The 22,599-nt window shown below is 44.3% G+C and carries 21 protein-coding genes; 14 read left to right on the top strand and 7 right to left on the bottom strand.

Annotation, left to right across the window (positions count from 1 at the left end; all coding sequences use genetic code 11):
- Nucleotides 1-82: 82 nt before the first annotated feature.
- The 7 genes from ACLVWP_RS00780 to ACLVWP_RS00750 all read left to right on the top strand — a co-directional run bounded on the left by ACLVWP_RS00780 (nucleotide 83) and on the right by ACLVWP_RS00750 (nucleotide 7,472).
- Nucleotides 83-946, top strand: a complete 864-nt coding sequence (locus tag ACLVWP_RS00780) for a hypothetical protein (RefSeq protein ID WP_413559349.1) — start codon at nucleotides 83-85, stop codon at nucleotides 944-946.
- A gap of 86 nt (nucleotides 947-1,032) precedes the next feature.
- On the top strand, nucleotides 1,033-1,770 hold the full coding sequence (tolQ, locus tag ACLVWP_RS00775) for a protein TolQ (protein WP_413559348.1): 738 nt from the start codon (nucleotides 1,033-1,035) through the stop codon (nucleotides 1,768-1,770).
- A gap of 3 nt (nucleotides 1,771-1,773) precedes the next feature.
- Complete coding sequence (locus ACLVWP_RS00770; RefSeq protein ID WP_413559347.1) at nucleotides 1,774-2,193, top strand: ExbD/TolR family protein; 420 nt, start codon at nucleotides 1,774-1,776, stop codon at nucleotides 2,191-2,193.
- Nucleotides 2,190-3,008 (top strand): TonB family protein, encoded by an 819-nt coding sequence (locus tag ACLVWP_RS00765; RefSeq protein WP_413559346.1) that lies wholly within the window; start codon nucleotides 2,190-2,192, stop codon nucleotides 3,006-3,008. The genes ACLVWP_RS00770 and ACLVWP_RS00765 overlap by 4 nt, the downstream gene beginning before the upstream one ends.
- A 12-nt stretch (nucleotides 3,009-3,020) precedes the next feature.
- Nucleotides 3,021-4,406 carry a translocation protein TolB gene (locus ACLVWP_RS00760; RefSeq protein WP_413559345.1) on the top strand — a complete coding sequence of 462 codons (1,386 nt, stop codon included), beginning with the start codon at nucleotides 3,021-3,023 and terminating at the stop codon, nucleotides 4,404-4,406.
- A complete protein-coding gene (locus tag ACLVWP_RS00755; RefSeq protein WP_413559344.1) occupies nucleotides 4,399-6,702 on the top strand; it encodes a glutamine-synthetase adenylyltransferase in 2,304 nt (767 codons plus the stop codon). Before ACLVWP_RS00760 ends, ACLVWP_RS00755 begins: the two co-directional genes overlap by 8 nt.
- A 260-nt stretch (nucleotides 6,703-6,962) precedes the next feature.
- The gene (locus tag ACLVWP_RS00750) at nucleotides 6,963-7,472 is read left to right on the top strand and encodes a peptidylprolyl isomerase (protein ID WP_413561596.1); all 510 of its coding nucleotides are present in this window, start codon (nucleotides 6,963-6,965) and stop codon (nucleotides 7,470-7,472) included.
- Nucleotides 7,473-7,573: 101 nt separating this feature from the next.
- On the opposite strand, the gene ACLVWP_RS00745 is transcribed toward ACLVWP_RS00750, so the two are convergent.
- Together ACLVWP_RS00745 and trxA are read right to left on the bottom strand one after the other, a co-directional pair.
- Complete coding sequence (locus ACLVWP_RS00745; RefSeq protein WP_413559343.1) at nucleotides 7,574-8,287, bottom strand: hypothetical protein; 714 nt, start codon at nucleotides 8,285-8,287, stop codon at nucleotides 7,574-7,576.
- 180 nt (nucleotides 8,288-8,467) lie between these two features.
- Complete coding sequence (trxA, locus tag ACLVWP_RS00740) at nucleotides 8,468-8,812, bottom strand: thioredoxin (RefSeq protein WP_413559342.1); 345 nt, start codon at nucleotides 8,810-8,812, stop codon at nucleotides 8,468-8,470.
- Nucleotides 8,813-8,896: 84 nt separating this feature from the next.
- On the opposite strand from trxA, the gene ACLVWP_RS00735 reads away from it, so the two are divergent.
- The 4 genes from ACLVWP_RS00735 (at nucleotide 8,897) to ACLVWP_RS00720 (ending at nucleotide 14,952) form a co-directional block, all read left to right on the top strand.
- Entirely contained in the window at nucleotides 8,897-9,373 is a 477-nt protein-coding gene (locus ACLVWP_RS00735; RefSeq protein ID WP_413559341.1) for a DUF3015 family protein, read from the top strand.
- Nucleotides 9,363-11,174 (top strand): DUF4105 domain-containing protein, encoded by a 1,812-nt coding sequence (locus ACLVWP_RS00730; protein ID WP_413559340.1) that lies wholly within the window; start codon nucleotides 9,363-9,365, stop codon nucleotides 11,172-11,174. Before ACLVWP_RS00735 ends, ACLVWP_RS00730 begins: the two co-directional genes overlap by 11 nt.
- 132 nt (nucleotides 11,175-11,306) lie before the next feature.
- A complete protein-coding gene (locus tag ACLVWP_RS00725; RefSeq protein ID WP_413559339.1) occupies nucleotides 11,307-14,168 on the top strand; it encodes a hypothetical protein in 2,862 nt (953 codons plus the stop codon).
- A gap of 157 nt (nucleotides 14,169-14,325) precedes the next feature.
- Nucleotides 14,326-14,952, top strand: a complete 627-nt coding sequence (locus ACLVWP_RS00720) for a hypothetical protein (RefSeq protein WP_413559338.1) — start codon at nucleotides 14,326-14,328, stop codon at nucleotides 14,950-14,952.
- Between the two features lie 64 nt (nucleotides 14,953-15,016).
- Here the strand turns inward: ACLVWP_RS00720 and ACLVWP_RS00715 are convergent, their stop codons facing one another.
- Both ACLVWP_RS00715 and ACLVWP_RS00710 read right to left on the bottom strand, forming a co-directional pair.
- Nucleotides 15,017-15,769, bottom strand: a complete 753-nt coding sequence (locus ACLVWP_RS00715) for a flagellar motor protein MotB (RefSeq protein WP_413559337.1) — start codon at nucleotides 15,767-15,769, stop codon at nucleotides 15,017-15,019.
- Nucleotides 15,753-16,580, bottom strand: coding sequence for a flagellar motor protein (locus ACLVWP_RS00710; RefSeq protein WP_413559336.1), 828 nt, complete (start codon nucleotides 16,578-16,580; stop codon nucleotides 15,753-15,755). The genes ACLVWP_RS00715 and ACLVWP_RS00710 overlap by 17 nt, the downstream gene beginning before the upstream one ends.
- A gap of 11 nt (nucleotides 16,581-16,591) precedes the next feature.
- Here ACLVWP_RS00710 and ACLVWP_RS00705 point away from each other — a divergent pair, with 11 nt between their 5' ends.
- Genes ACLVWP_RS00705 through mtgA form a run of 3 tightly spaced genes read left to right on the top strand, consistent with a single transcriptional unit; the run spans nucleotide 16,592 to nucleotide 19,062 of the window.
- A complete protein-coding gene (locus ACLVWP_RS00705) occupies nucleotides 16,592-17,191 on the top strand; it encodes a phosphatase PAP2 family protein (protein ID WP_413559335.1) in 600 nt (199 codons plus the stop codon).
- A complete protein-coding gene (locus tag ACLVWP_RS00700; protein ID WP_413559334.1) occupies nucleotides 17,188-18,174 on the top strand; it encodes an SDR family oxidoreductase in 987 nt (328 codons plus the stop codon). Before ACLVWP_RS00705 ends, ACLVWP_RS00700 begins: the two co-directional genes overlap by 4 nt.
- Complete coding sequence (mtgA, locus tag ACLVWP_RS00695; RefSeq protein WP_413559333.1) at nucleotides 18,175-19,062, top strand: monofunctional biosynthetic peptidoglycan transglycosylase; 888 nt, start codon at nucleotides 18,175-18,177, stop codon at nucleotides 19,060-19,062. It abuts the gene before it with no gap.
- Here mtgA and ACLVWP_RS00690 read toward each other — a convergent pair whose 3' ends face one another.
- Genes ACLVWP_RS00690 through typA form a run of 3 tightly spaced genes read right to left on the bottom strand, consistent with a single transcriptional unit; the run spans nucleotide 19,063 to nucleotide 22,591 of the window.
- Nucleotides 19,063-19,851: an ABC transporter permease gene (locus ACLVWP_RS00690; RefSeq protein WP_413559332.1), complete on the bottom strand. Its 789-nt coding sequence runs from the start codon at nucleotides 19,849-19,851 to the stop codon at nucleotides 19,063-19,065.
- Complete coding sequence (locus ACLVWP_RS00685; protein ID WP_413559331.1) at nucleotides 19,851-20,777, bottom strand: ABC transporter ATP-binding protein; 927 nt, start codon at nucleotides 20,775-20,777, stop codon at nucleotides 19,851-19,853. The genes ACLVWP_RS00690 and ACLVWP_RS00685 overlap by 1 nt, the downstream gene beginning before the upstream one ends.
- Nucleotides 20,777-22,591, bottom strand: a complete 1,815-nt coding sequence (typA, locus tag ACLVWP_RS00680) for a translational GTPase TypA (RefSeq protein ID WP_413559330.1) — start codon at nucleotides 22,589-22,591, stop codon at nucleotides 20,777-20,779. Before typA ends, ACLVWP_RS00685 begins: the two co-directional genes overlap by 1 nt.
- Between the last annotated feature and the right edge of the window lie 8 nt (nucleotides 22,592-22,599).

Genomic DNA, 22,599 nt, shown 5'->3' with positions numbered 1-22,599 from the left:
TAAGATCCTGACAGGAATCTTTCAAGTAGTTTTGAAAAAATGTGCTGATTCCAAGATCTTAGGGTGCTATACCAACGTCATTATGCGAGTACTAGTAGCAACAATTGCATCCCTAATGTTGGTTGGTTTTATTATCCTTATGGCCCGTATTTGGGGCTTGGGACAAACTTTCCAAGAATATAAGACACCATTCTTTGACGGTCAGACTCCCTATGTATCTGTAAAGACTCATACTTTGGCAAAAATGGCAGAGGCCATTGATGCCCGTCCTGACGTTATTATCTGGGCGGACGTGCGTATTTCTGCGAATCGCATCCCATTCATCCTGCCTCCAAGTCGCGACGTGGAGTTCTTGAATGCGAAAATGGAAGAGCAAAAAGCCAATCCAACAGCACAGATCATGGCAGGCAGCAAACTTTCAAACTACTCCTGGGAGCAGATCAATGAGTTCTACAAAAGCACTCCTGCTTTGAAAGAGCTGTATGAAAAGTTCCCTAAGACTCGCTTCATTTTGAACGTTGTTGATAACGTCACTGATGCTGATGCGATCGTCGCAAACGCAATCCAGGACTACAAACCCAACGATCGCACCCTTATTCAAAGCGATACAACTTTGATCACTTCGGCGATCAAAAGTTTGCAGCCGACTTGGCTTTATGGAACAGGCAAACCTGATTTGATGCGCTTGATGAGCATGGATTCTTTGTGGATCTTGCCATCAACTCAATTCAAGGGAGATGTTTTCGTCGCTCCATTTAAAATGATGAACAGACCTGCCTTCAACGATGACGTCATTGCAGAGATGCGCCGCCGTCACAAAAAGATTTTCCTAGTGGTGGAAAACGAGGAAGAGTTCAAACGCGCGATGGAAATTAAAGCAGACGGTTTGATCGCCAATGACATCAGCCAAATCACAACTTGGCTTGGACAAACTCCCGCAAAATAATCACGACGATGGTCCTGCGACATAGGGACATCCCCGGTTGATCTCAGGACCTTTTGCTTATAGTGTGGAACATGGAGGTTCATCCTATGTTTCCACTTTTTGTCCAGGCAGCTAACGCCGCACCTTCTGTATCAGTTAATACGAACTCTTGGGACGCAATCGCTCAAGCGAGTCCAGTCGTACAACTGACATTGGTTATCCTTATTGTTATGTCCATTTTCTGTTGGGCTATCGGATACGCTAAGTACCAAGCATTCAAAAAAATGCGCACAGCAGATGATCTTTTCCTCAATAAATTCTGGAAAGTGAACTCTCTAGATTCTCTTTACGAAGACATTGATCAATATAAAGACTCTTCTGTAGGTCGCGTATTTAAAGCGGCTTACTTGGAGATGAAAAAGATCTCTGAATCTCCACTCCTTGCACGCACTGAAGGCGATAAACCCGTTTTGTCTGGTATCGACAACTTGGAACGTATCATTAATAAAGCGACTGAAAATGAATTGGCGAAATTGGAATCTCGCCTGACTGTTCTTGCGACGACAGGAAGTACAGGTCCATTCATCGGTTTGTTCGGTACTGTTTGGGGTATCATGCAGTCTTTCCATAAAATTGGTCAGACAGGTTCAGCAAGTCTTGCGGTTGTGGCTCCCGGTATCTCTGAAGCCTTGATCTCGACTGCGATTGGTCTTGCAGCAGCGATTCCAGCGGTTGTTTTATACAACAACTTTATTTCTCGTATTCGCAAACAAGAAATTACATTGAATAACTTTAGTGCAGACTTCCTGAACATCGTTAAACGTAACTTCTTTCAAGGAAACTAAATCATGGGAATGAGCGGTGGCGGCGGCAAAAAAAGTCGCGCGACATTAAGTGAAATCAATGTGACGCCTTTAGTGGACGTCATGTTGGTTCTTCTGATCATGTTCATGGTGACGACTCCTTTGATGCAACAAGGGATCGACGTGAACCTGCCTAAGACTTCGGCTTCAGGCGTGGAAATGAACGAAGAGCCTTTTGTTTTGGTGATCGGTGCAGACCAAAAAATGACCATTGCTAAAACTCGTATCCAAATGGATGACCTTAAAACAAAACTTAAGGCCATTTTTGAAAACAGAAAAGATAAGCAAATTTTCATCCAAGCAGATCGTAAAGTGGATTATGGCTTCGTCGCGGAAGCTATGGCAGAAATTCGCGCTGCAGGGATCTTTAACATCGGGTTAGTAACACTACCAAAAGACAAGTGATCGAAAGTAACAGCGATAAACCTCAGTTTGATTCTCTTCAGCGCGGCTTAGTGGTCTCTATTGTATTCCACGTGGGCTTGGTGCTGTTCTTTATCGTGAAGGCGGCGTTCTTTACACCTGAGTCTATTGATTTCACTCAAGCAGTTCGTGTCGACATGGTGGGCTTACCAGATAAGCTTGATCCAAATAATCTGCCGCCAAAACCGGAAGCAAAAGAAAATCCAAAGCCAGCTCCTAAGCCAGAACCAGTTGTTGAAAAAAAACCTGAGCCAAAAGTTGAACCGAAGCCCGAAGTTAAGCTTCCAACTAAGACAGCTAAAAAAGACGACGGCATCAATTTAGAAAAAACAAAATCGAAGCAACAAGATGCTTTGGAAAAATTGAAAGCCATGGCTGCGATCGAAAAGCTTAAGGAAGAAGAGAGCAAGCCAAAACCTGCTCCCGTTTCCGGAACTGGTAAGTCCAACACAACGGCGGCTCCAGTTAAAGGTAACGTCCTTTCTGCGGGAACTTCTCTGACTGGTCTTGATAAACTACAACATGATACTTATGGAGCTGATTTAGATCGCCATATCAAGCAACATTGGGCTCTGCCTGAGTGGTTGGCAAAACGTGATCTAAAAGCCCAAGCGAAAGTCTTTATTGATTCTCGCGGAAATATTCTTGAACGTAAAATTACTAAATCGAGTGGAAATCCAAGTTACGACGAAGCGGTTATCGAAACGATTGATCGCTCAGCACCATTCCCAGCGCCACCCGAGAAATTTGTGACCTACCTAAGTGTAAACGGGATTTTAATCGGCTTCCCAGAGTAAGGAGAACTACCTATGATCCGACTTCTTTGTGTATTACTCGCTGCCATTTCATTTGCGCAAACCAGCCTCGCGCAAGAAGACGGCATTTATATTAAACTGGGCGAGGCACGTACTAAAAAAAGTATGATGGCCTTCCCGGCTCTTCAATATTTCGGCACGCCAACGACGGCTTCTCGCTATCAAGCGACTGGTGCTGAAATCTACAACGTCATTAATAATGACTTGGCTGTTTCTTCTTATTTCCAATTTATTGATTCCAAGGCCTTCCTTGAAGACCCAAGTAAAGTAGGAATGACACCAGCTCCGGGTAATCCCGCTGGTTTTAAATTCCAAAGCTGGTCTGCGATTGGTGCCGACTTCTTGATCCGCGCTGGTTTTTCTATCGCTGGCAACGAAGTGACACTTGAAACTTATGTGTACCACGTTTCTAAAGCGACTTTGGTTGCTGGCAAAAAATATAAAGGGCCTGTTTCAAGTGCTCGTCGTATCGGTCACACATTTGCAAATGATGTGATGAAAGCTCTGACAGGAACAGACGGTATGTTCTTGTCTCGAGTGGTTGCAACTTCAGATAAAGCTGGCGGCCAGGCTCGTGAAGTTTACGTGATGGACTGGGACAGTGCGAACTCCATGCAAGTATCTAAGCACTCGAGTGTCGCGATTTCTCCGGCTTGGTCACCTGATGGATCTAAAATTGCTTATACATCTTATGTAAAACGTGTGGGATCTAAATTCAGAAATGCCGACATGTTGATGTTGGATTTGAAATCTGGAAAACGTTCCTTGATCTCTTATCGCCAAGGTATCAACTCTGGGGCAAGCTTCTCTCCGGATGGTAAAACGATTTTCCTGACGATCTCTCAAGGCACAAGCCCTGACATCTACAAAATGACTTATGACGGAACTTTGATTGGTAAAATCACAAATGGCCCTGCTGGTGCCATGAACGTTGAGCCGGTTGTTTGCCCTGGTGATTCTAACAAAGTGGCGTTCTCTTCAGATCGCGCTGGTAAACCGATGATCTACACAATGGATGCAAGCGGTGGAAATGTAAAACGCCTGACTTTTGCAGGTGTATTTAACTCCTCCCCTTCATGGTCTCCTGATTGTAAGAAAATCGCTTTTGCAGGTCAGAGCGACAACAACTTTGATATTTTCGTGATGAACGCTGACGGTTCCAACATGATCCGTTTAAGTTCTGCTAAAAAATCAAACGGGAAAATGTCCTCTAACGAAGACCCGTCATTCTCTCCAGACGGCCGCTTCGTAATGTACACAAGCGATCGCACTGGAAAAAATCAGATCTTTATTTCTACTGTTGATGGCACCGAAGAACGTCGTGTAACAACTGACAACTACAACTACTTCAAACCGAAGTGGTCTATCAACCTTGATTAATTCTGACCTTGAATCTTCTCTTAGAGTAAAGCGCAACGGGATTTGGTCCCGCTGCGCGGACTCTGCCAAAAATACTTCTGAAAATTCTTTAAAAATTTGCCATGACTGGAGTGCCGCTGCCGATGAGCTTTTAAGTGAAGCTTTTCAGGCCTGTTTTCCAGATGGTGATGTTGCCCTGTTTGCTCTTGGAAAATTAGGCTCCAATGAGTTGAACCTAAGTTCTGACGTCGATGTTTTGATAGTTTCTGAAACTGATATCGAGGGCCATTTGAAAGGCCTTCGTCAGTTTCAAAAATTATTAAGCGAACGAACAGCTCAAGGATTCGTATTTCGCGTCGACTTTGATTTGCGTCCCGGTGGACGCCATGGCCCACTGATTCCCACCGTTGAACATTTCAAAGACTACTATGGAAACTACGGGGAAACCTGGGAGAGGTTGGCGTTTGTTCGTCTTAGAAATATTTGTGGAAATCCAAAAATAATTTCTGATGTCTTGGCGTTTGCTAAGAAGTTTTCCTTCCGCAGACATTTGGATTTCACGTTGTTTGATGATTTGAAGCAGCTACGTGGGAAAATTCAAAATCACTATCAAGTCCCTGCCAAGGCCGGAGCTATCGATTTAAAGATGGGCCTGGGCGGAATTCGCGACTTAGAACTTTTCACTCACGCACTTTTAGTCGTACATGGTGGAAAGGACCCATCGCTGCAGGTCCGCGGAACCACAGAGGCTTTAAATCTCTTGGCAGCCAAAGGCCTATTGCCCGCGGTGGATGCCACTTTCCTTACAGCTCATTATGCGAACCTGCGTGCATTGGAAAATTACGTACAGGCACTGAACGACGAACAAACTCACTCTATTAAAGAGACTGACACACACCCGGCGTTCGTGACGAATGCGCTTAAAACTTTGACGACAGAGATGCAACACTGCGATCAAATCGTGAAGTCGTTACTAGGCGAAGCCCCAGCAAACGTTTCATTAGAAAACGAACTCAGCACCATCGGTCTTCCTGAAGAAGACATCAAAGAGCTGTGGAGTGAAATCGTTGAGCAGGAAGTTTTATCTCGCAACAAGGGTCGCGATGAAAATGCACGCAAAGCATTCTTGCAAGAATTTATTCAAACGCTGAAATCTCAAGGCGGCGATAACAAAAGAGCTCTGTTGTTCTTAAAAGATTTCATTCGCAGCACGCGTGCGAAGGCAAGTTTTTTCACTTTGCTACTAAGGGAACACGAGTTGATGAAAAAGCTTTGTTGGCTTTTTGCTCACTCTCCCTATTTGTCGCGTATACTTTGCAGTCGCCCGGAACTTCTAGACTCCTTCGTTTATCGTGCTCACGATAGGTTTTCTGAAGACTTGGATGTCTTGCTAGAAGAACTTGCCGAAAGAAAGTTGCTGTCAGAACTCATCAACGGCAGCCAGTACCTCACCGATCGCAATCTTTCGGGTCTGATTGAAAATCTGACGTCGACAGCAGACACCATCGCTGGCGCACTACTTTCAGCACTTAAAAAAGATTATCCGTGTTCGGTAGAAATTTTGGCTTTGGGAAAATGGGGCGGCCGCGAGTTGGGTTTTAAATCTGATTTAGATTTTATTTTCGTGATCACCGGTGAAGCTCACGATAACGACTTTAAACTCGCTAAAAGATTTATCTCTCGCATGACTGAATCACATCGTGGTGGGAATATTTATTCCATCGATATGCGCCTGCGACCTTCGGGCAAAGCGGGGCCGATTGTAATGCCGCTTGCGGATTTGCAAAGTTACCTTGAACAAGAGTCTCAAGCTTGGGAACGACAAGCTTATCTGAAAGCTCGTTGGGTGAATTTCGAAGGACCTTCTTTGGTGGCGTCGTATATTGGCAAGGGTCTGACTCCCCCAGAGCTGACAGAACTCAATCGAATTCGTCAGGAACTGATTTCGAAATCGCCGGTTTTAAATTTGAAGTTCAGCGAAGGCGGAATGGTCGATATCGAACTCGCCATTCAGACCATTTTACTGAATGAAAAAATCTCTCCAACAGGCCCTTCTACAGAAGCGTTTTTAGCTATGAAAAAGGGCACTACAGAGAAACTCACGGAGAGCTACATCTATATGCGTCAAGTGGAACAGATGCTCCAGCTGATAGCGTCAGAGTCCACGGCCGAAGTGTCCTTAAATCACGAGTTCTTTCATGATCTTGCTGCGACGTTTAATGCTTCGCCTTCGAAGCTTCTCGAAGAGCTTTCAAACAAACTTGCGGACAACGTTGGTACTTTGAAGGCGCTTGACCCTCGACGAAGCCTTCCCTAATAGTGAGTCTATAACTATTCAGGAGTATTCAAATGTCGAAGAATATCGATATTAAAAAGGTATTTTGGATTTACCTTTTCGCCTTCTTGCTAGCAGCTTTTAGTTTCCGTGCAGATGCTAAGACCGCTGAAACATCAGCCGACAAAGTTGCTGAAACGGTAGAAAAGCCAGCTGATACAGCGGCTGAGAAACCAGCTAAGAAAGCGAAAGCAGATTCCAAAAAAGCTACAAAAGATACTGCTACTAAGAAGGGAAAACCGATGTTTGCACTTTTCGAAACAACTAAAGGCAATTTCAAAGTTAAGCTACTAACTGAAACTGCTCCTAAAACAGTTGAAAACTTTGCGGGCCTTGCTGATGGCACTAAAGAGTGGACTGATCCTAAAACTGGCGAAAAAGTTAAAAAGCCATTTTACGATGGTTTGACTTTCCACCGCGTGATTAAAGATTTCATGATCCAAGGTGGTTGCCCACTTGGTACAGGAACTGGTGGCCCAGGTTACCGTTTCAATGACGAATTCCTTCCAGGTCAACCTAAGCACACTAAACCAGGTATGCTTTCAATGGCGAACGCGGGTCCTAACACGAACGGTTCACAATTCTTCGTTACTACTGTTCCAACTCCTTGGTTGGATGGTCGTCACGTAGTTTTCGGTGAAGTTGTTGAAGGCTTGGACGTAGTTCACGCTATCGAAAACACTAAAGTTGGCGCAATGGATCGTCCCGTTGAACCAATGATCATCAAGCACGTTAAAATCGTAAGAGAATAGTTTTTACTCCAACTTTGTTGGGTAGGTATTCACTGCTTAAATGATAAAATAAAAACCCGCTTCGAAAGAGCGGGTTTTTTTGTGCCTAAAATTTGTCGTTACTAGTTTGTGCCGGAAATCGGTAAACCATCTCCATTGGTCACCACAGATCCAGAACTCACACTTCCACCACCACTGTAGCTTCGGCCTCCACTGCTGCCATAGTTTCCACCAGGGCTGCCAAATCCACGATTAGGTCCATTGTTGCCACCCATGTTTGGCTGACCACCCATACCCATTTGGCGACCGCCCATTTGCTGATGAGGCTCTTGACGTCTGACCTCACGACGCTCATCGGGACGTTGCTGGCGATCAAAGCGAGGACCACGATCGGGGCGATCACGACGAGCTTCTCTGATGTCACCCGCTTCTCTACGGAACCATGATCCGTCAGCGGCACGGCACACATATCCTGTCGTCACCATCGGGGAATTCGTTCTACGATTCCAAACTTCACTGCGATAAATGCGACAGTAGTATCCATCAAAGTATCCCTCACCGGTGAACATCATCCGACCACGATGCCCATCGCCTTCCCAGGCGAAGGGTGCATCCGAATAATCTTGGCGCAAAGCTCTCTCCCACATGCGCTGAGATTGTCTATTGTCTCTGTCATCGAAATCTTGTGCGATAGATGCACCAATCAATCCGCCCAGGATGGCTCCACTGATTGTGGCAACAACAGTCGTACCGCGATCGGCTCTCGCGGTGTGAGCTTGCAGAACAACACTCAGGGTAATTACCGACAAAGTAATTTTAGATAATACGCTTTTCATAAGACCTCTCTTTTTGTTTTCAAAGAAGAGAGGAGCAAGGCATAAGCCAAAAAAGCTCGCGACATGCTAGATGTGCGAGCTTGCTGTCTTAATTTTGATTGTGGAAAAACTGTGCAAAGCTTGGATTTTGTCTATGAAATGAATTCGTGACAAAAAGCGGAGTTCATTCGCTTGGCGAACTTACTCTTTTTCAACTTGAGACATGTCGATCTCTTTCGCGCGTTGAACGATTTGCTCTAAGATATCTTCGTTCACAGCACCTGGCTGAACAAAGATGATCGCTTGTTCTTTGATCACCGCTAAAGTTGGGATCGAACGAACTTCAAAACTTGCTGCGATTTCTGGTTCTTCATCTGTGTTGATTTTTAGGAACTTAACGTCTGGATGTTTAGTTGCGACCTGCTCAAAAATAGGCGCAAAACGTTTACAAGGACCACACCAAACAGCCCAGAAGTCTATGATAACAATCTGGTTTTCCTGAACTAGTTGCTGAAAATTTTGTTTATTTGCTTCAACCACAGACATGCTTCGCTCCTTGACCTCGGTTAATTAGAGTTTGATGGAGAACTCGTATTGAGTCAGCATAAATATAAACCACAGGAGGTTACGATGAAAAAGGTACTTTTTACGGCTCTATTTATGTTCTCTGCAAGTGCATTCGCAGGTGATGCTGGTTGCGGTTTGGGTTCAATGATTATTTCTAAGAACTCTAAAGGTCTTCAATTGTTGGCTCTTACAACAAACGGTTCATTCCTTTCTTCTGCTTTTGGTATCACTTCAGGTACTTCTGGCTGTTCATCTTCTGGTATCGTTATGAACGATAAAGAAGTTCAATACTTCGTTGAAGTAAATCAAAAAGAACTTTCTCGTGAAATGGCTCAAGGTCACGGTCAACTTCTTGCGACTTTGGCAGAAATGAAAGGTTGCACGAACTCTCAAGCTCAAGCAGCATTCGGTACTTTCACTCAAGGTTCATACACGAACATCATCCCAGCAGCTAACACAACAGCTTCTGAAATGGTTTCTAACTTGAACAACGAACTTGCAGGTCAAAAGGATCTTCAAAGCCTTTGCCATGGTTCGTAGTCTTTTAGTTACTACTGCACTATTGATGGCCCCACTATTTACGTGGGGCTTTTCATTGCAAGCTACTGCTTCTTACAAAGAACAAGCTCTTGCAAGTAAACTTGACCAGTCCGCAGCTTGGTTAAAGCTCGGCCACTATCGTAAATCTTGGACTGGCAGCTATCACTCTCCTATTCGCGGCAATTTCTTTATCTCTCCCGAGGGAGAAACCAATCCTCAAGCAGAACTGCTCGCGACCATTGATCTTTTATTTTCAGAAAAAACATCGAAACAACAATGCCGTTACTTAGCTAGAACTTCTTGGCTTAAGAAATCTCTTAAAATTCAAGACTCCGATCTTGAGGCCTGCCCAGAAAGAGTTGCCTGGAAAAAACAACTCGGTGCAAGCGAAGCATATATGATCTTTGCAGCATCGGACTTATCAAGTGCTCCTTCCAGTTTCGGACATACATTCCTGCGTCTGCACAATCCTAAAAACACGGGACAACTAGATCTGTTAGACTACGGAATCAACTACGCGGCTAACACAGGAAGTGACGGCGGAGCTCTCTATGCATTGAAAGGTGTTTTTGGATACTATCCAGGAACTTACTCAATGCTACCCTACCATCAAAAAATTCAAGAATATTCAAATCTCGAAGGTCGCGATCTTTGGGAATACAAACTGAATCTTTCGCCAGAACAAGTGGAGTTCATGATCGACCACATGCTGGAGCTAGAAGGTAGCTACGCACCTTACTATTTTGCGGATGAAAACTGTTCGTCGCAAATGCTAGAGCTGATTGAAGTTGCGGCTCCCAATAAGGAGCTTCTAAATTCCCTTCATCATTTTGTCATTCCTCTTGATTCACTAAAGACTTTGAACGATGCGGGATTATTATCATCTGGGAAGCTTCGCTCCTCCTTACAAACAGAGTGGCGCACACGATATGCAAATCTAAATCTTTCTGAAAGATCTGCTCTGCACTCAGTTCTATCAACTAAAAATGATCAAAGTGCAGCTTATACAAAATTAGAAAAAAAAGAAAAAGCCGAAACCCTAGAGGCAGCGCTAAGCTATCTTTCGATTCGTGAGTATCGCGATCAGAAGGAATATCCAGACGAAAAGTATCGCCTCTCTGTAGCGCGCGCAAAACTAGGCGCGATCACGGACCCTGTGACGATATCTCTTCCGAAATCCCCTCTGTTAAGCCCTCCTACCGCGGCATTTTATCTGGGATATGGACAGATTGCCGAGCAGGATTTCTATCAATTTAAATTTCGTCGTGGCTTTCACGATCTGCTTTCGGATGATAGCGGGCTGGCTCCTTTTTCACAGCTGAATTTCTTCTCGTTCGATGTTCGCTATATGCCGACACGGCAGAACTGGGATCTGCATGAGTTTGTTCTTTTAAGTATTCTCTCTACGTCTCCATGGACACAGCTTGAAAAGCCTATGACTTGGTCAATTGAGACCGGAACATCGCCGAAATTTCAGCCTTATTTAAACGGTGGTATCGGTGCGAGTTTTGATTTACCAATCGCCACAGCATCTCGTTGGTCATGGCTAGCTGTCTCTGAAAATAGTGATCTTGCGGATATCGCAAAACCCCACTTGGGAATCAAAACTCTGTTCATGACCAAGTGGACAGAAAACTTCCGCTCAGTACTAAAAGGTGGATATCTTTACTCGACTCACGACGGTCGTTCATTCGGGGAAAGTGGTCTTGCGATGTCTTACGGACAAGGACGCCTCGAGTATCGCGCCGAGGTTGAACATAAAGATAACGAACTCACCTGGCTTGCCTCTATTGTCTTCTAATTTTACACCCTGGTGCCCGAAATGAGCTTTGTCTCAACTTGAGACGTGCCAAACCTGCTAGGTTTCGCTTAAAGGGCCCAAAGCTTGCTTATATTCAACTTGAGATGTTCTGCATCTTGAGGAGAAGACTATATGTTTAAGCCGTCTTTAACATTTAAATCCGTAATTAGCTTGTCCACAGCTGCGGTATTTTTATTCTCCTCCATCGCTCCGGCGGCGGGTGCTTACCAGCAAAAAGCTGATAGCAAAAAAGACTATTGGAAATCCCAATACGACGTTAAAGCGCCTACTTACAACGTTAGTAAACCTGCCACTATGACCGAGACCGAAAAGTCTCGTCTTATCAAAGACAAAGCTATGATGGAAAAAATGGGTTACGACGTGAAGGTCGATACTACTTCCAGAATGGTGACTGTATTCGATAAAGGTAGTTCCAAACCTGTGATGGAATTCCCTTTCTCTGATCCAGATAGACTTCGTAAGTATTCTCCTAAATCCGTAAATCAAATGCTTATGGCTGAGATGAAAAAAGTGAGCTCGGCAAATAAAGCAGCGTTCTCTCACTCTTTAAAGAATCTTCCGACGGAATCGGCGGTATTCTTTATGGCTATGGGTGCGGTTGTGGCGACTCAGCTGGTTTCAAACTACTCTCAGAATCCAGTAGCGATGAAGCAGCATATTGACCACTCCCTTTCACCAATGGGTATCTTTGGCTTCTATGCCTTTATGTATTCTCAAGGTGTTACTTCAAATGTTCTTGGAATGTATCTTAAGAATCCAAAATTCCATCACATGATTCCATACCTAGGGATGTCCGTAGGTATGTTCGCGCAAACTTATCTTTCACAAATTATGATGAACCCTAACGTCAATGCCTGCGCAAAAACGATGATGGGTGGAAAAGTTACTGAAGCCGATCAACAACATGGCGTAGATAAAGACCCTTGTTCTGCGGCTTACGAACAACTAGCTCTTAAGAAAGTTCTTTGGGAATCAGCTCCTATGTTGGTTTCCATGCTTGCTTCTTCGGCTCTTGCCGGTGCTGCTCAAGCTGTTGTGACTTCAACTGTTCTTCGTGTAACGGGTGTTGATATCGCAGCTTATCTAATGCCAGGTGCGATGCAACTTAAAGGCATTCGTCTTTTACTAGTTAAAGGCCTGCAAATCGGTGCCTTCGTGCAAATTGACCAATGGCTAAATCGTTCTGTCACTTATGCTTGGAAAAACATCTTTGATGGCGACGAGTTGGACAATATCTCCGAAGATCTTGAGGAAAATGTAAACGTTCTTAAAAAGAACAAATGGGCTTCTGATGATAAAGAACTTCAAGCCAACATGAAACTCTTTAAAGAGAAGATGTCTGCTTGGCGCATGACGAATATGACTGAAGTTTACGAGGCCTACCAAAACTGGCAGGACTCTTTAGTTCAGCTGACTGGCATGTATAACACGAGCTATTCATTCTATGGCGACTTTGTAGCTCAAGTTCGTGCCGAACGCTTTGAAGATGGTTATGTGAAACCTCTTGAGCGCAAAACACCTCTATACGGTATCAAAGCAAATCTTGAAAAAGATCAAATGGACTTCCTTTTGAATGAGCCTGCATTTATCGAAAGACAGCAGTATCAAACTGTCGTTGATGTGGCTCAAAAATCTCAAGAGCTTTTGAAAGAAGAAAATCTGAAGCTTTTGAATGCGACTCAAAAATCTAATTTGAAAAAGATCATCGCCGGCCTTCAGGTTGAGGACGATGATAAACTTATTAAAGCTCTCGTTCTGTTGAACTCTGAGATCCGCTCTGCGGCCCAGAACTACTCAATGCACGCTTACTATAAAGCCCTTTGGACAGTCTATACTGACCTTGGCGCTCCACGCCCTATCCTTGAAAAAGGCCGCGGCTGGGTAACTTACTATGGCGAGGCACCAACAAGCGCCGAAACTTTGAAGGGCACTTCATTCTATCGTAAAGTGGGTATCTTCCCGACTCCGAAAATCACGGACTTCTTGGTTATGCAAATGATCTGCGGACCGGATGTAGAGCGTGGAGAGACAGCTATTAAGACATCACTGGGATATCCATCGGTATTTATGCCGCCAACAATCCGTGGTGATAAAGATCAGTTCGATGTGTGCACGAGCTATAAACTTGGCATCAACGAAGGCGTTGCTGGCATCTATAACTACCCAGTTAAAACTGCGGCTGGCCAGTATGAAGGCTTCGTTTCATATCTAGCGAATCAAACTCGCGCCTCTGTAGTTGGGGATCAATCCAAAGCTGCATTTGATGACTGGTGGAAAAAGAATACTGAGACACAAATGCAAACGGCCTTTGCTCAATATTCAAGAAGCTATGAAGCCGTCATCATCAAAATGATCCGTGCTATTTATCGCCAAGGTATTTCTGCTTGGAATAACGGCTCAGTATATAACGGAACTATGAATGCTTCTTTCCAAGAGGAGCGCGTTTACTTGTCTTTGTTGAATGAGATCCTGGCACCTTCTCAAGATGCTTATGCCATGAATCTAAAAGGCATCATGGGTAAAGCTCCGACTCAGCCGCTATTAGCTGAAGTGGAAAGCCAGTTTGCGATCCTGAACGGCATGATTAAAAAAATCAAAATCGTTAAAGTTACTGAGAATAACGTTGAGATCGAGAGAATTGAATCTCCTCTAGAAAACTATCAATTCGAGGAGCAGGTCAAAAATATCCAAGCCGCTTTAGGTAAGGTTTCAGCAGCGTTGGGTGTGGGCGAAGAAGCTCCAGCGACGCAACTTAAAGTAACCGATGCTCAACGAAATATGGCTGTTCAAGCTCTAGAAAGCCTTCAAGCATTGTCGACTGAGATGATGATGTATGGAGTGATGGCCAATGCGGTTAGCTGGGATAAAATGCGTAACGTGAAACAAATGAATGCGGAAGCTCAACAGTTCCAAAACGAAATGCAGGAAAAGATGGCTAAGATCCGCTCTATGTCGATGCCAGGCGTTCGCTAGTGTCTCAAATTGAGATAGCGGCGGGAATTGTTACCTGATTTGAGTTTAGACACCGGGAATTCAATATATGAGTCCCGATGACCTCAGAGGGCTGGCTAAGGATTTGCAAATAACTAAGATATTCAAGTTTATAAAACTTTTGAAGAGGAGATTTTAAATGAAAAAGACATTCTTGTTCGGTATGGCATTCGTAACTTTGGTAAGCGCTCAAACTTTTGCTGCTGGTGCACCAAAGGCAGGCTTCAAAGACTACGTAACAGAGATCAACAAACACTATGTTGACCCTGCAACTGGACAATTCAAAGCTGGCGCTAAAGACGCCTACGTAGCGAAAATGAACATCGCTGGCGACAAAGCTAAGCTTTTGGATCAAGCAATGAAATCTCCTGAAAAGAAGAACACATTGATGATGCTTGCTGCTGCTAAAGAAGCTGCAACATCTAAATCCGACAAAGTTACAGCTGACGCGGCAGACGCTTCAGTAGCTTTGGTTCTACGTGGCGCGATGATGACTAAAATCGAAGGCAAAAACGTAGAAGATCCAATGGTGATCTCTAACCAAGCAATCAAAAAGATCGAAGCTAAAGCTGAAGAAATCCTAACTCAGTTCAACGGTTCTGAGCGTACTGCTTACAAAGACGTTCTAGTTGAATTCGATAAATTGGTTTCTACATCTAAAACGGGTTCTTACGAAGAGTTGTTCTTGCAATCAATCCAAAACTCTCGCGGTGTAACTCGTGATAAAGCGATCGAAATCGCTAAAAAATTGCGCGACTGCGTTTAGTTCGCAACCACCCCTCAAAACCCCCAGCCGAGGCCTCAAAACCTCGGCTTTTTTATTTTCCGAATTAGATTCCGACTTTACTATTGTCGGTAACGATTAAGATCTCAATACGACGATTCATAGCTTTATGCTCTTCTGAATCATTCGGGACAATCGGCTTTTGGTCACCATAAGAAATTGCCACGAAACGTTTCGGATCTAAGTTATGGTACTTGATCATATAGCGAACGACAGCCGAGGCACGATCTCCCGCCAACTCCCAGTTACTTGGATACTGCGCATCTGGCGCAATCGGAGTGTCATCCGTGTGACCCTCGATGATAATGCGTTTGTTGCTAGCACCAATGATAGCCGCCACTTTCTCAAGAGCTGGCAAAGATGAAAGACGAAGCTTTGAAGATCCGGGAGTAAAGAAACTAGAAGCCGTCAACGAGACGCGAACACCGACAGAATCATGGTAGACATCTTGGATGTCTTTCTTTTGATCTTCCTTGCTCATCGCTTTATTTAAAGCTCTTTCGATATAATCAGCTGCCTCAACAGGTCCGCCCTTTTTAGGGAAGTTACCCACAGGAATATCCAACTCAGCGATTGCGGCATCAATGGCGTTGCCATTCTGATCAGTTCCGCCTTTACCCACCAAATGGAAATTCAATTTGATCGATTGCTCGAAATCTTTTTGCTTATTTTCATTGGCATTTGAAGTCGCGTACATAACAACGAAGAACGCAAACAAAAGAGTGATAAAGTCTGCATAAGAGACCAACCATCTTTCGTGATTTACATGTTCTTCGTGCTTTTTACGCTTTTGTGACATTTGGAAGATAAGACCTTAATTTTTGTTCGATGATAAAGTGATTAGCACCTTTAGCGATCAAGATACCGCCCTCAAGAACCATCAGCTTTTCGCGAGTCATGTCTTCGACTTTTCTTTTGATTTTGTTTCCTAGCGGAATAAATACCAAGTTCGCAAAACTCACACCATAGATTGTCGCGACGAAGGCCACGGCGATACCTGCACCGAGCTTACTTGTATCAGTCAGGTTACCCATCACGTGAATCAAACCGAGTACCGCACCAATGATACCGATCGTGGGAGAAAACCCGCCGGCATCTGACCAGATTTTCGCGCCAGATAGAAGCTCTTCTTCTTCTGTATAAATCTGTGTTTCAAAAATATCGCGCAAAAGGGCTTCATCAACACCATCCACAACGTTACGCAAAACATCTTGCATCAATGGATCAGCAATACGATTGATTCTGGGTTCTAATGCAATCAGAGAATCTTTTTTTGCAAGGCGCGCGTACTCCACGATGTCTTCAAGCTTTTTATGAGCATCGCTTTTCTCATGTGTGAAGGCTTTTTTTGCTAAGCGAACACCCGTTTTAAGGGCTTCTTCGGAACTAGAAACCATCACCGCTCCAGCAGTTCCCGCGAATACGATAAGAAACGCAGTCACCTGCATGAGTGAACTCATGTGGCCACCTTCGATTAGGTTGCCGAAAATGATTCCACCAAAGCCAATTAAGAGGCCAAATATTGTAGCTATGTCCATGAACACAATAATGCCATAGCGAGTTGAACGAGGCACTGCGACCAACGGAAGACCTAGACTTTCTGCGAGCAAAAAACTAAGTTATGATCCCTATCATGCTCGATTTTATTTTGAACCTCGATAAACGTCTTTTCGTCCTCATCAACTCGGATTGGACTGCACCTTGGGCAGACCTCTTCTTTCCCTTCGTTACTGATCTTCATAAGAAAGATTTAGTGAAGCTGACGATGATTCCTTTCATCATTGCGATGTTCATTTGGCGTCGTGGTTGGAAGAAGGGCTGCACTATTTTTATCATGGCAGTGCTGAGCGTTTCTTTATCTGATGGGATCGGAAACTGGGCGTTCAAAAAAACAATCCAGCGTCCACGCCCCGCACACACTGAAGGTTTACAGGTTGAAGTACGCGCGCCTTTTGGCGGCTATAGCTTTGTATCGAACCATGCGACGAATATGTTTAACTTCGCCACATTCACCTCTGTGATATTTCCTCCAGCAGCAATCCCTATGTTCACTCTTGCAACAGTGGTCGGTTACAGCCGCATCTATAACGGCGTGCACTTTCCCACTGATGTCTTCGCAGGAGCTATCTTAGGAATTATCACTGGAATACTGATGGCGCGAATGTGCCAAAGGTTCATGGCACGTTTTGATGAAACAGACACCGAGGCAGAGGCAACATGAAAGTACTAGTCACCGGAGCAAATGGTTTTTTAGGAAGTTGGCTGACACGGTCCTTAGTTAATGAGGGCCACGATGTCTATGCTCTTGTTCGTCGCAACAGTGATCTTTCTGAACTTAAAGGCGTCGACTGCAAGTATGTTTACGGTGATGTGACAGACCTAGTTTCTTTGCTAGAAGCCGTAACTGATTTCGATACGATTTTCCATCTAGCAGGAGTTGTTGCCTACAAGGCATCTGATCGTCCATTAATGGAAAAAGTAAATGTCCAAGGCACAGCAAACGTTATTGAGGTTTGTAGAGAACGCAAAGTTCGCCGCCTGGTCCATCTGTCCTCGGTAGTCGCTGTCGGCGCGGGATTTACTCCAGATGAAATCAAAAACGAGAATTCTGAATTCAATATTCACGATTTAAATCTTGGATACTTTGAAACAAAACACGAGGCTGAATTACTAGTTAAGAAGGCCTGCGACAAAAAAGAGATCGATGCAGTTATTCTAAATCCTGCAACGATCTATGGTTTTGGCGACGCTAAAAAAGGCAGTCGCAAAATGATGCTGAAAGTAGCCCAAGGAAGACTTAAGTTTTACACTTCAGGTGGCGTCAACGTTGTTGCTGTCGAAGACGTCATCCAGGGTATTTTAAGCGCTTGGAAAAATGGCAAAACCGGCGAACGTTATATTCTGTCCGGCGAAAACATTTTGATTAAAGATCTATTCCGCATGATCGCAGAGGAAGCGGGCGTCACTCCGCCTTCTCGCCAACTACCGGATCAATTACTACACGTGGTTGGCAGTATCGGCGACTTTATGGAGAAAATGGGACTTAAAGGCCCTTTGAGTAAAGAGAACGCATACACTGCGACTATGTACCACTGGTTTGATTCATCCAAAGCACAAAAGGAATTAAACTTCCATCCTCGCCCCGCACGTGAAGCTATCCGCAACAGTATTCAATGGGTTAAAGATCAAGGAATGTTGAAATAGATGAAAGCTGCAGGTTTATTTTTTGCTCTGATTGTTGCGATCATGATCACGGCTGCCGCTGTGGTATGGTCATGGCTTCCCTCTGAAAAAGAAATCAAAGGCTGCTTGGTTACAACCATGTACAAGGTCGACCTCTGCCCGACATCTAAGAACTATGTTCCGTTAAACAGAATTTCTTCTTATCTACAAAAAACCATCATCATGACTGAAGATGGGAACTTCTATAAGCATCATGGCTTTGAGTGGGGAGTCATCGAAAAGAACTTCCGCCAAGGATGGGAAACTGGCGTTTACAAGCGTGGTGGTTCTACGATCACTCAGCAGCTTGCTAAAAACATGTTCTTAAATGCTGATCGCACTTTTTTTAGAAAGGGACTTGAAGCCATCATCACTGATCGCATCGAGAAAACTCTGACAAAGAAAGAAATCCTTGAGCGCTACTTAAACGTCGTCGAATTCGGAAAAAACATTTACGGCGTTAAAGCTGCTGCAAACTTTTACTTTAAAAAAGAGCCCGCACAATTGGATGTTGTTGAAAGCGCTTTCTTGGCGATGGTTTTGCCAAGCCCGGTAAAGTACTCTCATTCCTATTACAAAAAAGAACTGACTGGATTTGCTCGCAAACGCATGGGTCAGATTGTTCAGAACATGTACCAGTTTCATAGCATTAACGAAGACGAGTACTTAGTTGCCATGGAACGCATTCAAAACTTCCTAAGCCCGGCTCCCCCACCAGACAGCTTAAGTGGCTTGGAAAACCTCTCAGACGAACAGTTTAATAACATGAGCAACGATGAAATCAATCGCCTAGAGCAAGAGATTCGCGAAGAAGGCACCAGCAGCAGTGGCGACCTAGATATCTCTCCGGATACGCAGTTAGATAATTAATTATTTCAGAAGCTTGTTACGAATGCGGTGGAATGAAACATTCATGCACACCCATGTTAAAACAAGCAGAATCAAGATGTGAATACCAATCTTGATGCCGTTTCCATCATGAAGAATACCACGAACCGCCGCCACACCATGAGTGAGCGGAAATAGATAAGCGATATAGCGAAGGGCTGATGGCAATTGATCCAACGGGAAGTACGTCCCGCTGAGTAAGCTCATTGGCACAATCAAACCCGACGTTGAATAAATAAAAGAATCATAGTTTCTAGCAATCGATGTAAAGATCATACCGATACAAGAAAATAGCGTTGAAATCAGGAACAGAATCGGCAAAACCAAAAGAATTTTATAAGAGTCTACCAAGCCGAAGAACACGGCTACAATCGTAACACCCACCACACCAAAGAAACCTTTGGTCGCAGCCCACATAAGCTCACCAGCTACGATTTCTTCAGGTCCCACACGCGTTAGCATAATAGTCGCATAAGTCTTTTGATGAGTGAGCTTAGTATAGTTGCCATAGGTGCCCTCAAAGAAAGCCACCATCATCGCGGTCGTACACAAAAGTGCCGGGAAGAAATACTCGATATAAGACATTCCACCCATGTTATTTACAAATGAACCCAATCCGAACCCGATAGCACCCAGGTAAATTGCTGGCTCAAGGACAATCCAGAACAGCGACACTAGCATCGTCTTTTTAAAGTACAAAAAGTTACGCTGCCAAACTTTCAAAGCACCATCATCGAATTTTGGAATAGAGAAGATTTGTTTTAACTTCATTATTCGTCCCTCAACTGATGACCTGCCAATTTCAGGAAGACGTCATTCAACGTAGGTTTGCGAATAAAGATTTTATCAGAAGCAATCAGATCTACCACACGGCGACCTTCTTGATTCTCCTTAACCAGAACTGAAACTGTATCTTTGATAACTTGGTATGCGAAACCTTCAGCACGCAAGCGGCCTAGGTAGTAATTCAAATCCACAGGATTCGTATCGAACTCGACCACTTCTTTACCGATAAGATCACGGATCAAATCACGCGGCTTACCGATCGTCAGGATCTTACCGTCATCGATGATCGCAACACGATCACACATCTGTTCGGCTTCTTCCATATAGTGAGTCGTTAAAACCAGAGTGCTTTTTTCTGATTTTAAATGCTTAAAGAAATCCCAGATCCAGATACGCGCTTGCGGATCAAGACCGGTCGTTGGTTCATCCAAGAAAATCACTTCAGGAGAATTAATCAGTCCACGAGCAATCGCCAGACGGCGCTTCATACCACCGCTCAGAGTTTCTACCGAACGATCTTGGTATTCCTCGAGCTTCATCAGACGTAGCAACGCCTGCGCACGCAAGTCGCCTTCAGCAGGATTGATATTGTGATAGCTAGCGTAGACAGAGAGATTTTCTAAGACAGTAAAGTCGGGATCTAAGCCGTCCTCTTGAGGAACGACACCGATTCTAGATTTGATTTCGCGGTAATTTTTTTTAACGTTGAGCCCTAGTACATAGAGCTCCCCGCTTGTAACGAGGGCCGAGCAATACATCATCTTCATTGCTGTTGTTTTGCCAGCCCCGTTTGGACCTAATAGCCCGAAACATTCGCCCTTGTAGATCTCAAGATTTATTCCATCAACCGCGACATTGTTGTCGTATTTTTTGGTTAAATCTTTGATCTCAATGGCGACTTTCGAATCCATTATTCCTTCGCTGCTCTTGCACGTTTGTTTGGATCTGTTTCGCGGCAACGAAGACGGATGTTCTTCGGAGTCACTTCGATCAACTCAGAGTCTTTGATCCATTCCATCGCTTTTTCCAACGTCATAGGACGTACTGGAACTAGACGGATAGCTTCATCAGAACCCGAAGCACGTACGTTTGACAATTTCTTCTCGCGAGTGATGTTTACTTCTAGATCATTGTCCTTAGCGTGCTCACCTACGATCATGCCTTCGTACACATCTTGACCGTGAGTTACGTACATAATACCGCGCTCTTGAAGATTCCAGATCGCGAATGCAGTAGCTTGGCCTTTACGGTCAGAAATCATCGCACCATTCATACGGTGTTCGATTTCACCTTTGTATTGGTCCCAACCGTCAAATTGTGTATTCAAAAGACCTGTACCACGAGTGTCTGTTAGGAACTCAGAACGGTAACCGATCAAACCACGTGAAGGGATGCGGAATTCAAGACGAGTACGGCCTGAACCTTTTTGAACCATGTTTTGCATTACGCCTTTACGTTTACCAAGTTTCTCAGTAACCGCACCAACGAAAGCATCTTCGATATCGATAACTGCGATCTCCATCGGTTCCATTCTTACGCCACCTTCGTCTTTGAAGACAACGGATGGTTTAGAAACTAGAAGTTCGAAGTTTTCACGGCGCATTTGCTCGATCAATACACCCAATTGCAACTCACCACGGCCAACAACTTTGAACGCATCTGTGTTCTCAGTTTTTTCTACGCGGATCGCAACGTTGTACAAAAGTTCTCTCTCAAGACGCTCAAGGATCTTACGAGAAGTAACGTTCTTACCTTCCATACCTGCGAAAGGACCGTTATTTACCGAGAAGATCATACCTACTGTCGGCTCGTCTACGCGGATACGTGGAAGAGGACGTGGGTCTGTAGCAGAAGTAATAGTATCACCGATAGTGAAGTCTTCCATACCCGCGATAACAACGATGTCACCTGCGCCAACTTCTTGAGCTGGAACTTGCGAGTTCACTTTGTATTGGTACAAAGCAGAGACTTTAACTTTTTTCTGACCATTTGCTTGAACGCAAACAACGTCATCACCAACTTTGATTGAACCGGCACGCATACGACCGATCGCCAAACGACCTACGTAATCATTGTAAGAGATGTTAGAAACCATAACTTGCAATGGAGCGTTTTCATCAATTTTTGGAGGAGGAACTAGGTTTACGATAGCATCGTAAAGAACTTCTAGAGAACCAGTGTTAACCGCTGGATCCAAAGTCGCCATACCTTCACGGGCGATAGCGTAAACAGTGTGGAAATCACATTGTTCTTCTGTAGCTTCAAGGTCGATGAACAAATCGAAAAGTTCGTTGTGTACTTCTTGGATACGAGCGTCTGAACGGTCGATCTTGTTGATACAAACGATAACTTTCAAGTTTTGCTCAAGAGCTTTTTTCAATACGAAACGAGTTTGTGGAAGTGGACCTTCAGAAGCGTCGCAAAGAAGGATACAACCATCAACCATGTTCAAGATACGTTCAACTTCACCACCGAAGTCACTATGTCCCGGAGTATCTACGATGTTTACTTTGATATCTTTGTAAACGAAAGACGCGTTCTTAGCCGCGATCGTGATACCACGCTCTCTTTCAAGATCCATGGAGTCCATCAAGCGATCATCAACGTGCTCATTGTCACGGAATGTACCGGCTTGTTTAATCAAATGGTCAACCAGTGTCGTTTTACCGTGGTCGACGTGCGCGATAATCGCGATATTTCTAATCTTCTTCGGATCTTGAATCATATTTAACC

Source organism: Bdellovibrio sp. HCB209, from assembly GCF_047306065.1.
In the GTDB taxonomy this organism is placed as follows: Bacteria; Bdellovibrionota; Bdellovibrionia; order Bdellovibrionales; family Bdellovibrionaceae; genus Bdellovibrio.
Note: the sequence above shows the minus strand (reverse complement) of the source record. Positions and strands in the feature narration are given on the sequence as shown.

Coding starts and splice junctions, on each gene's coding strand:
- ACLVWP_RS00780 (WP_413559349.1), top strand. CDS start 83: ATGCGAGTACTAGTAGCAACAATTGCATCCCTAATGTTGGTTGGTTTT.
- tolQ (WP_413559348.1), top strand. CDS start 1,033: ATGTTTCCACTTTTTGTCCAGGCAGCTAACGCCGCACCTTCTGTATCA.
- ACLVWP_RS00770 (WP_413559347.1), top strand. CDS start 1,774: ATGGGAATGAGCGGTGGCGGCGGCAAAAAAAGTCGCGCGACATTAAGT.
- ACLVWP_RS00760 (WP_413559345.1), top strand. CDS start 3,021: ATGATCCGACTTCTTTGTGTATTACTCGCTGCCATTTCATTTGCGCAA.
- ACLVWP_RS00750 (WP_413561596.1), top strand. CDS start 6,963: ATGTTTGCACTTTTCGAAACAACTAAAGGCAATTTCAAAGTTAAGCTA.
- ACLVWP_RS00745 (WP_413559343.1), bottom strand. CDS start 8,287: ATGAAAAGCGTATTATCTAAAATTACTTTGTCGGTAATTACCCTGAGT.
- trxA (WP_413559342.1), bottom strand. CDS start 8,812: ATGTCTGTGGTTGAAGCAAATAAACAAAATTTTCAGCAACTAGTTCAG.
- ACLVWP_RS00735 (WP_413559341.1), top strand. CDS start 8,897: ATGAAAAAGGTACTTTTTACGGCTCTATTTATGTTCTCTGCAAGTGCA.
- ACLVWP_RS00730 (WP_413559340.1), top strand. CDS start 9,363: ATGGTTCGTAGTCTTTTAGTTACTACTGCACTATTGATGGCCCCACTA.
- ACLVWP_RS00725 (WP_413559339.1), top strand. CDS start 11,307: ATGTTTAAGCCGTCTTTAACATTTAAATCCGTAATTAGCTTGTCCACA.
- ACLVWP_RS00720 (WP_413559338.1), top strand. CDS start 14,326: ATGAAAAAGACATTCTTGTTCGGTATGGCATTCGTAACTTTGGTAAGC.
- ACLVWP_RS00715 (WP_413559337.1), bottom strand. CDS start 15,769: ATGTCACAAAAGCGTAAAAAGCACGAAGAACATGTAAATCACGAAAGA.
- ACLVWP_RS00705 (WP_413559335.1), top strand. CDS start 16,592: ATGATCCCTATCATGCTCGATTTTATTTTGAACCTCGATAAACGTCTT.
- ACLVWP_RS00700 (WP_413559334.1), top strand. CDS start 17,188: ATGAAAGTACTAGTCACCGGAGCAAATGGTTTTTTAGGAAGTTGGCTG.
- mtgA (WP_413559333.1), top strand. CDS start 18,175: ATGAAAGCTGCAGGTTTATTTTTTGCTCTGATTGTTGCGATCATGATC.
- ACLVWP_RS00690 (WP_413559332.1), bottom strand. CDS start 19,851: ATGAAGTTAAAACAAATCTTCTCTATTCCAAAATTCGATGATGGTGCT.
- ACLVWP_RS00685 (WP_413559331.1), bottom strand. CDS start 20,777: ATGGATTCGAAAGTCGCCATTGAGATCAAAGATTTAACCAAAAAATAC.
- typA (WP_413559330.1), bottom strand. CDS start 22,591: ATGATTCAAGATCCGAAGAAGATTAGAAATATCGCGATTATCGCGCAC.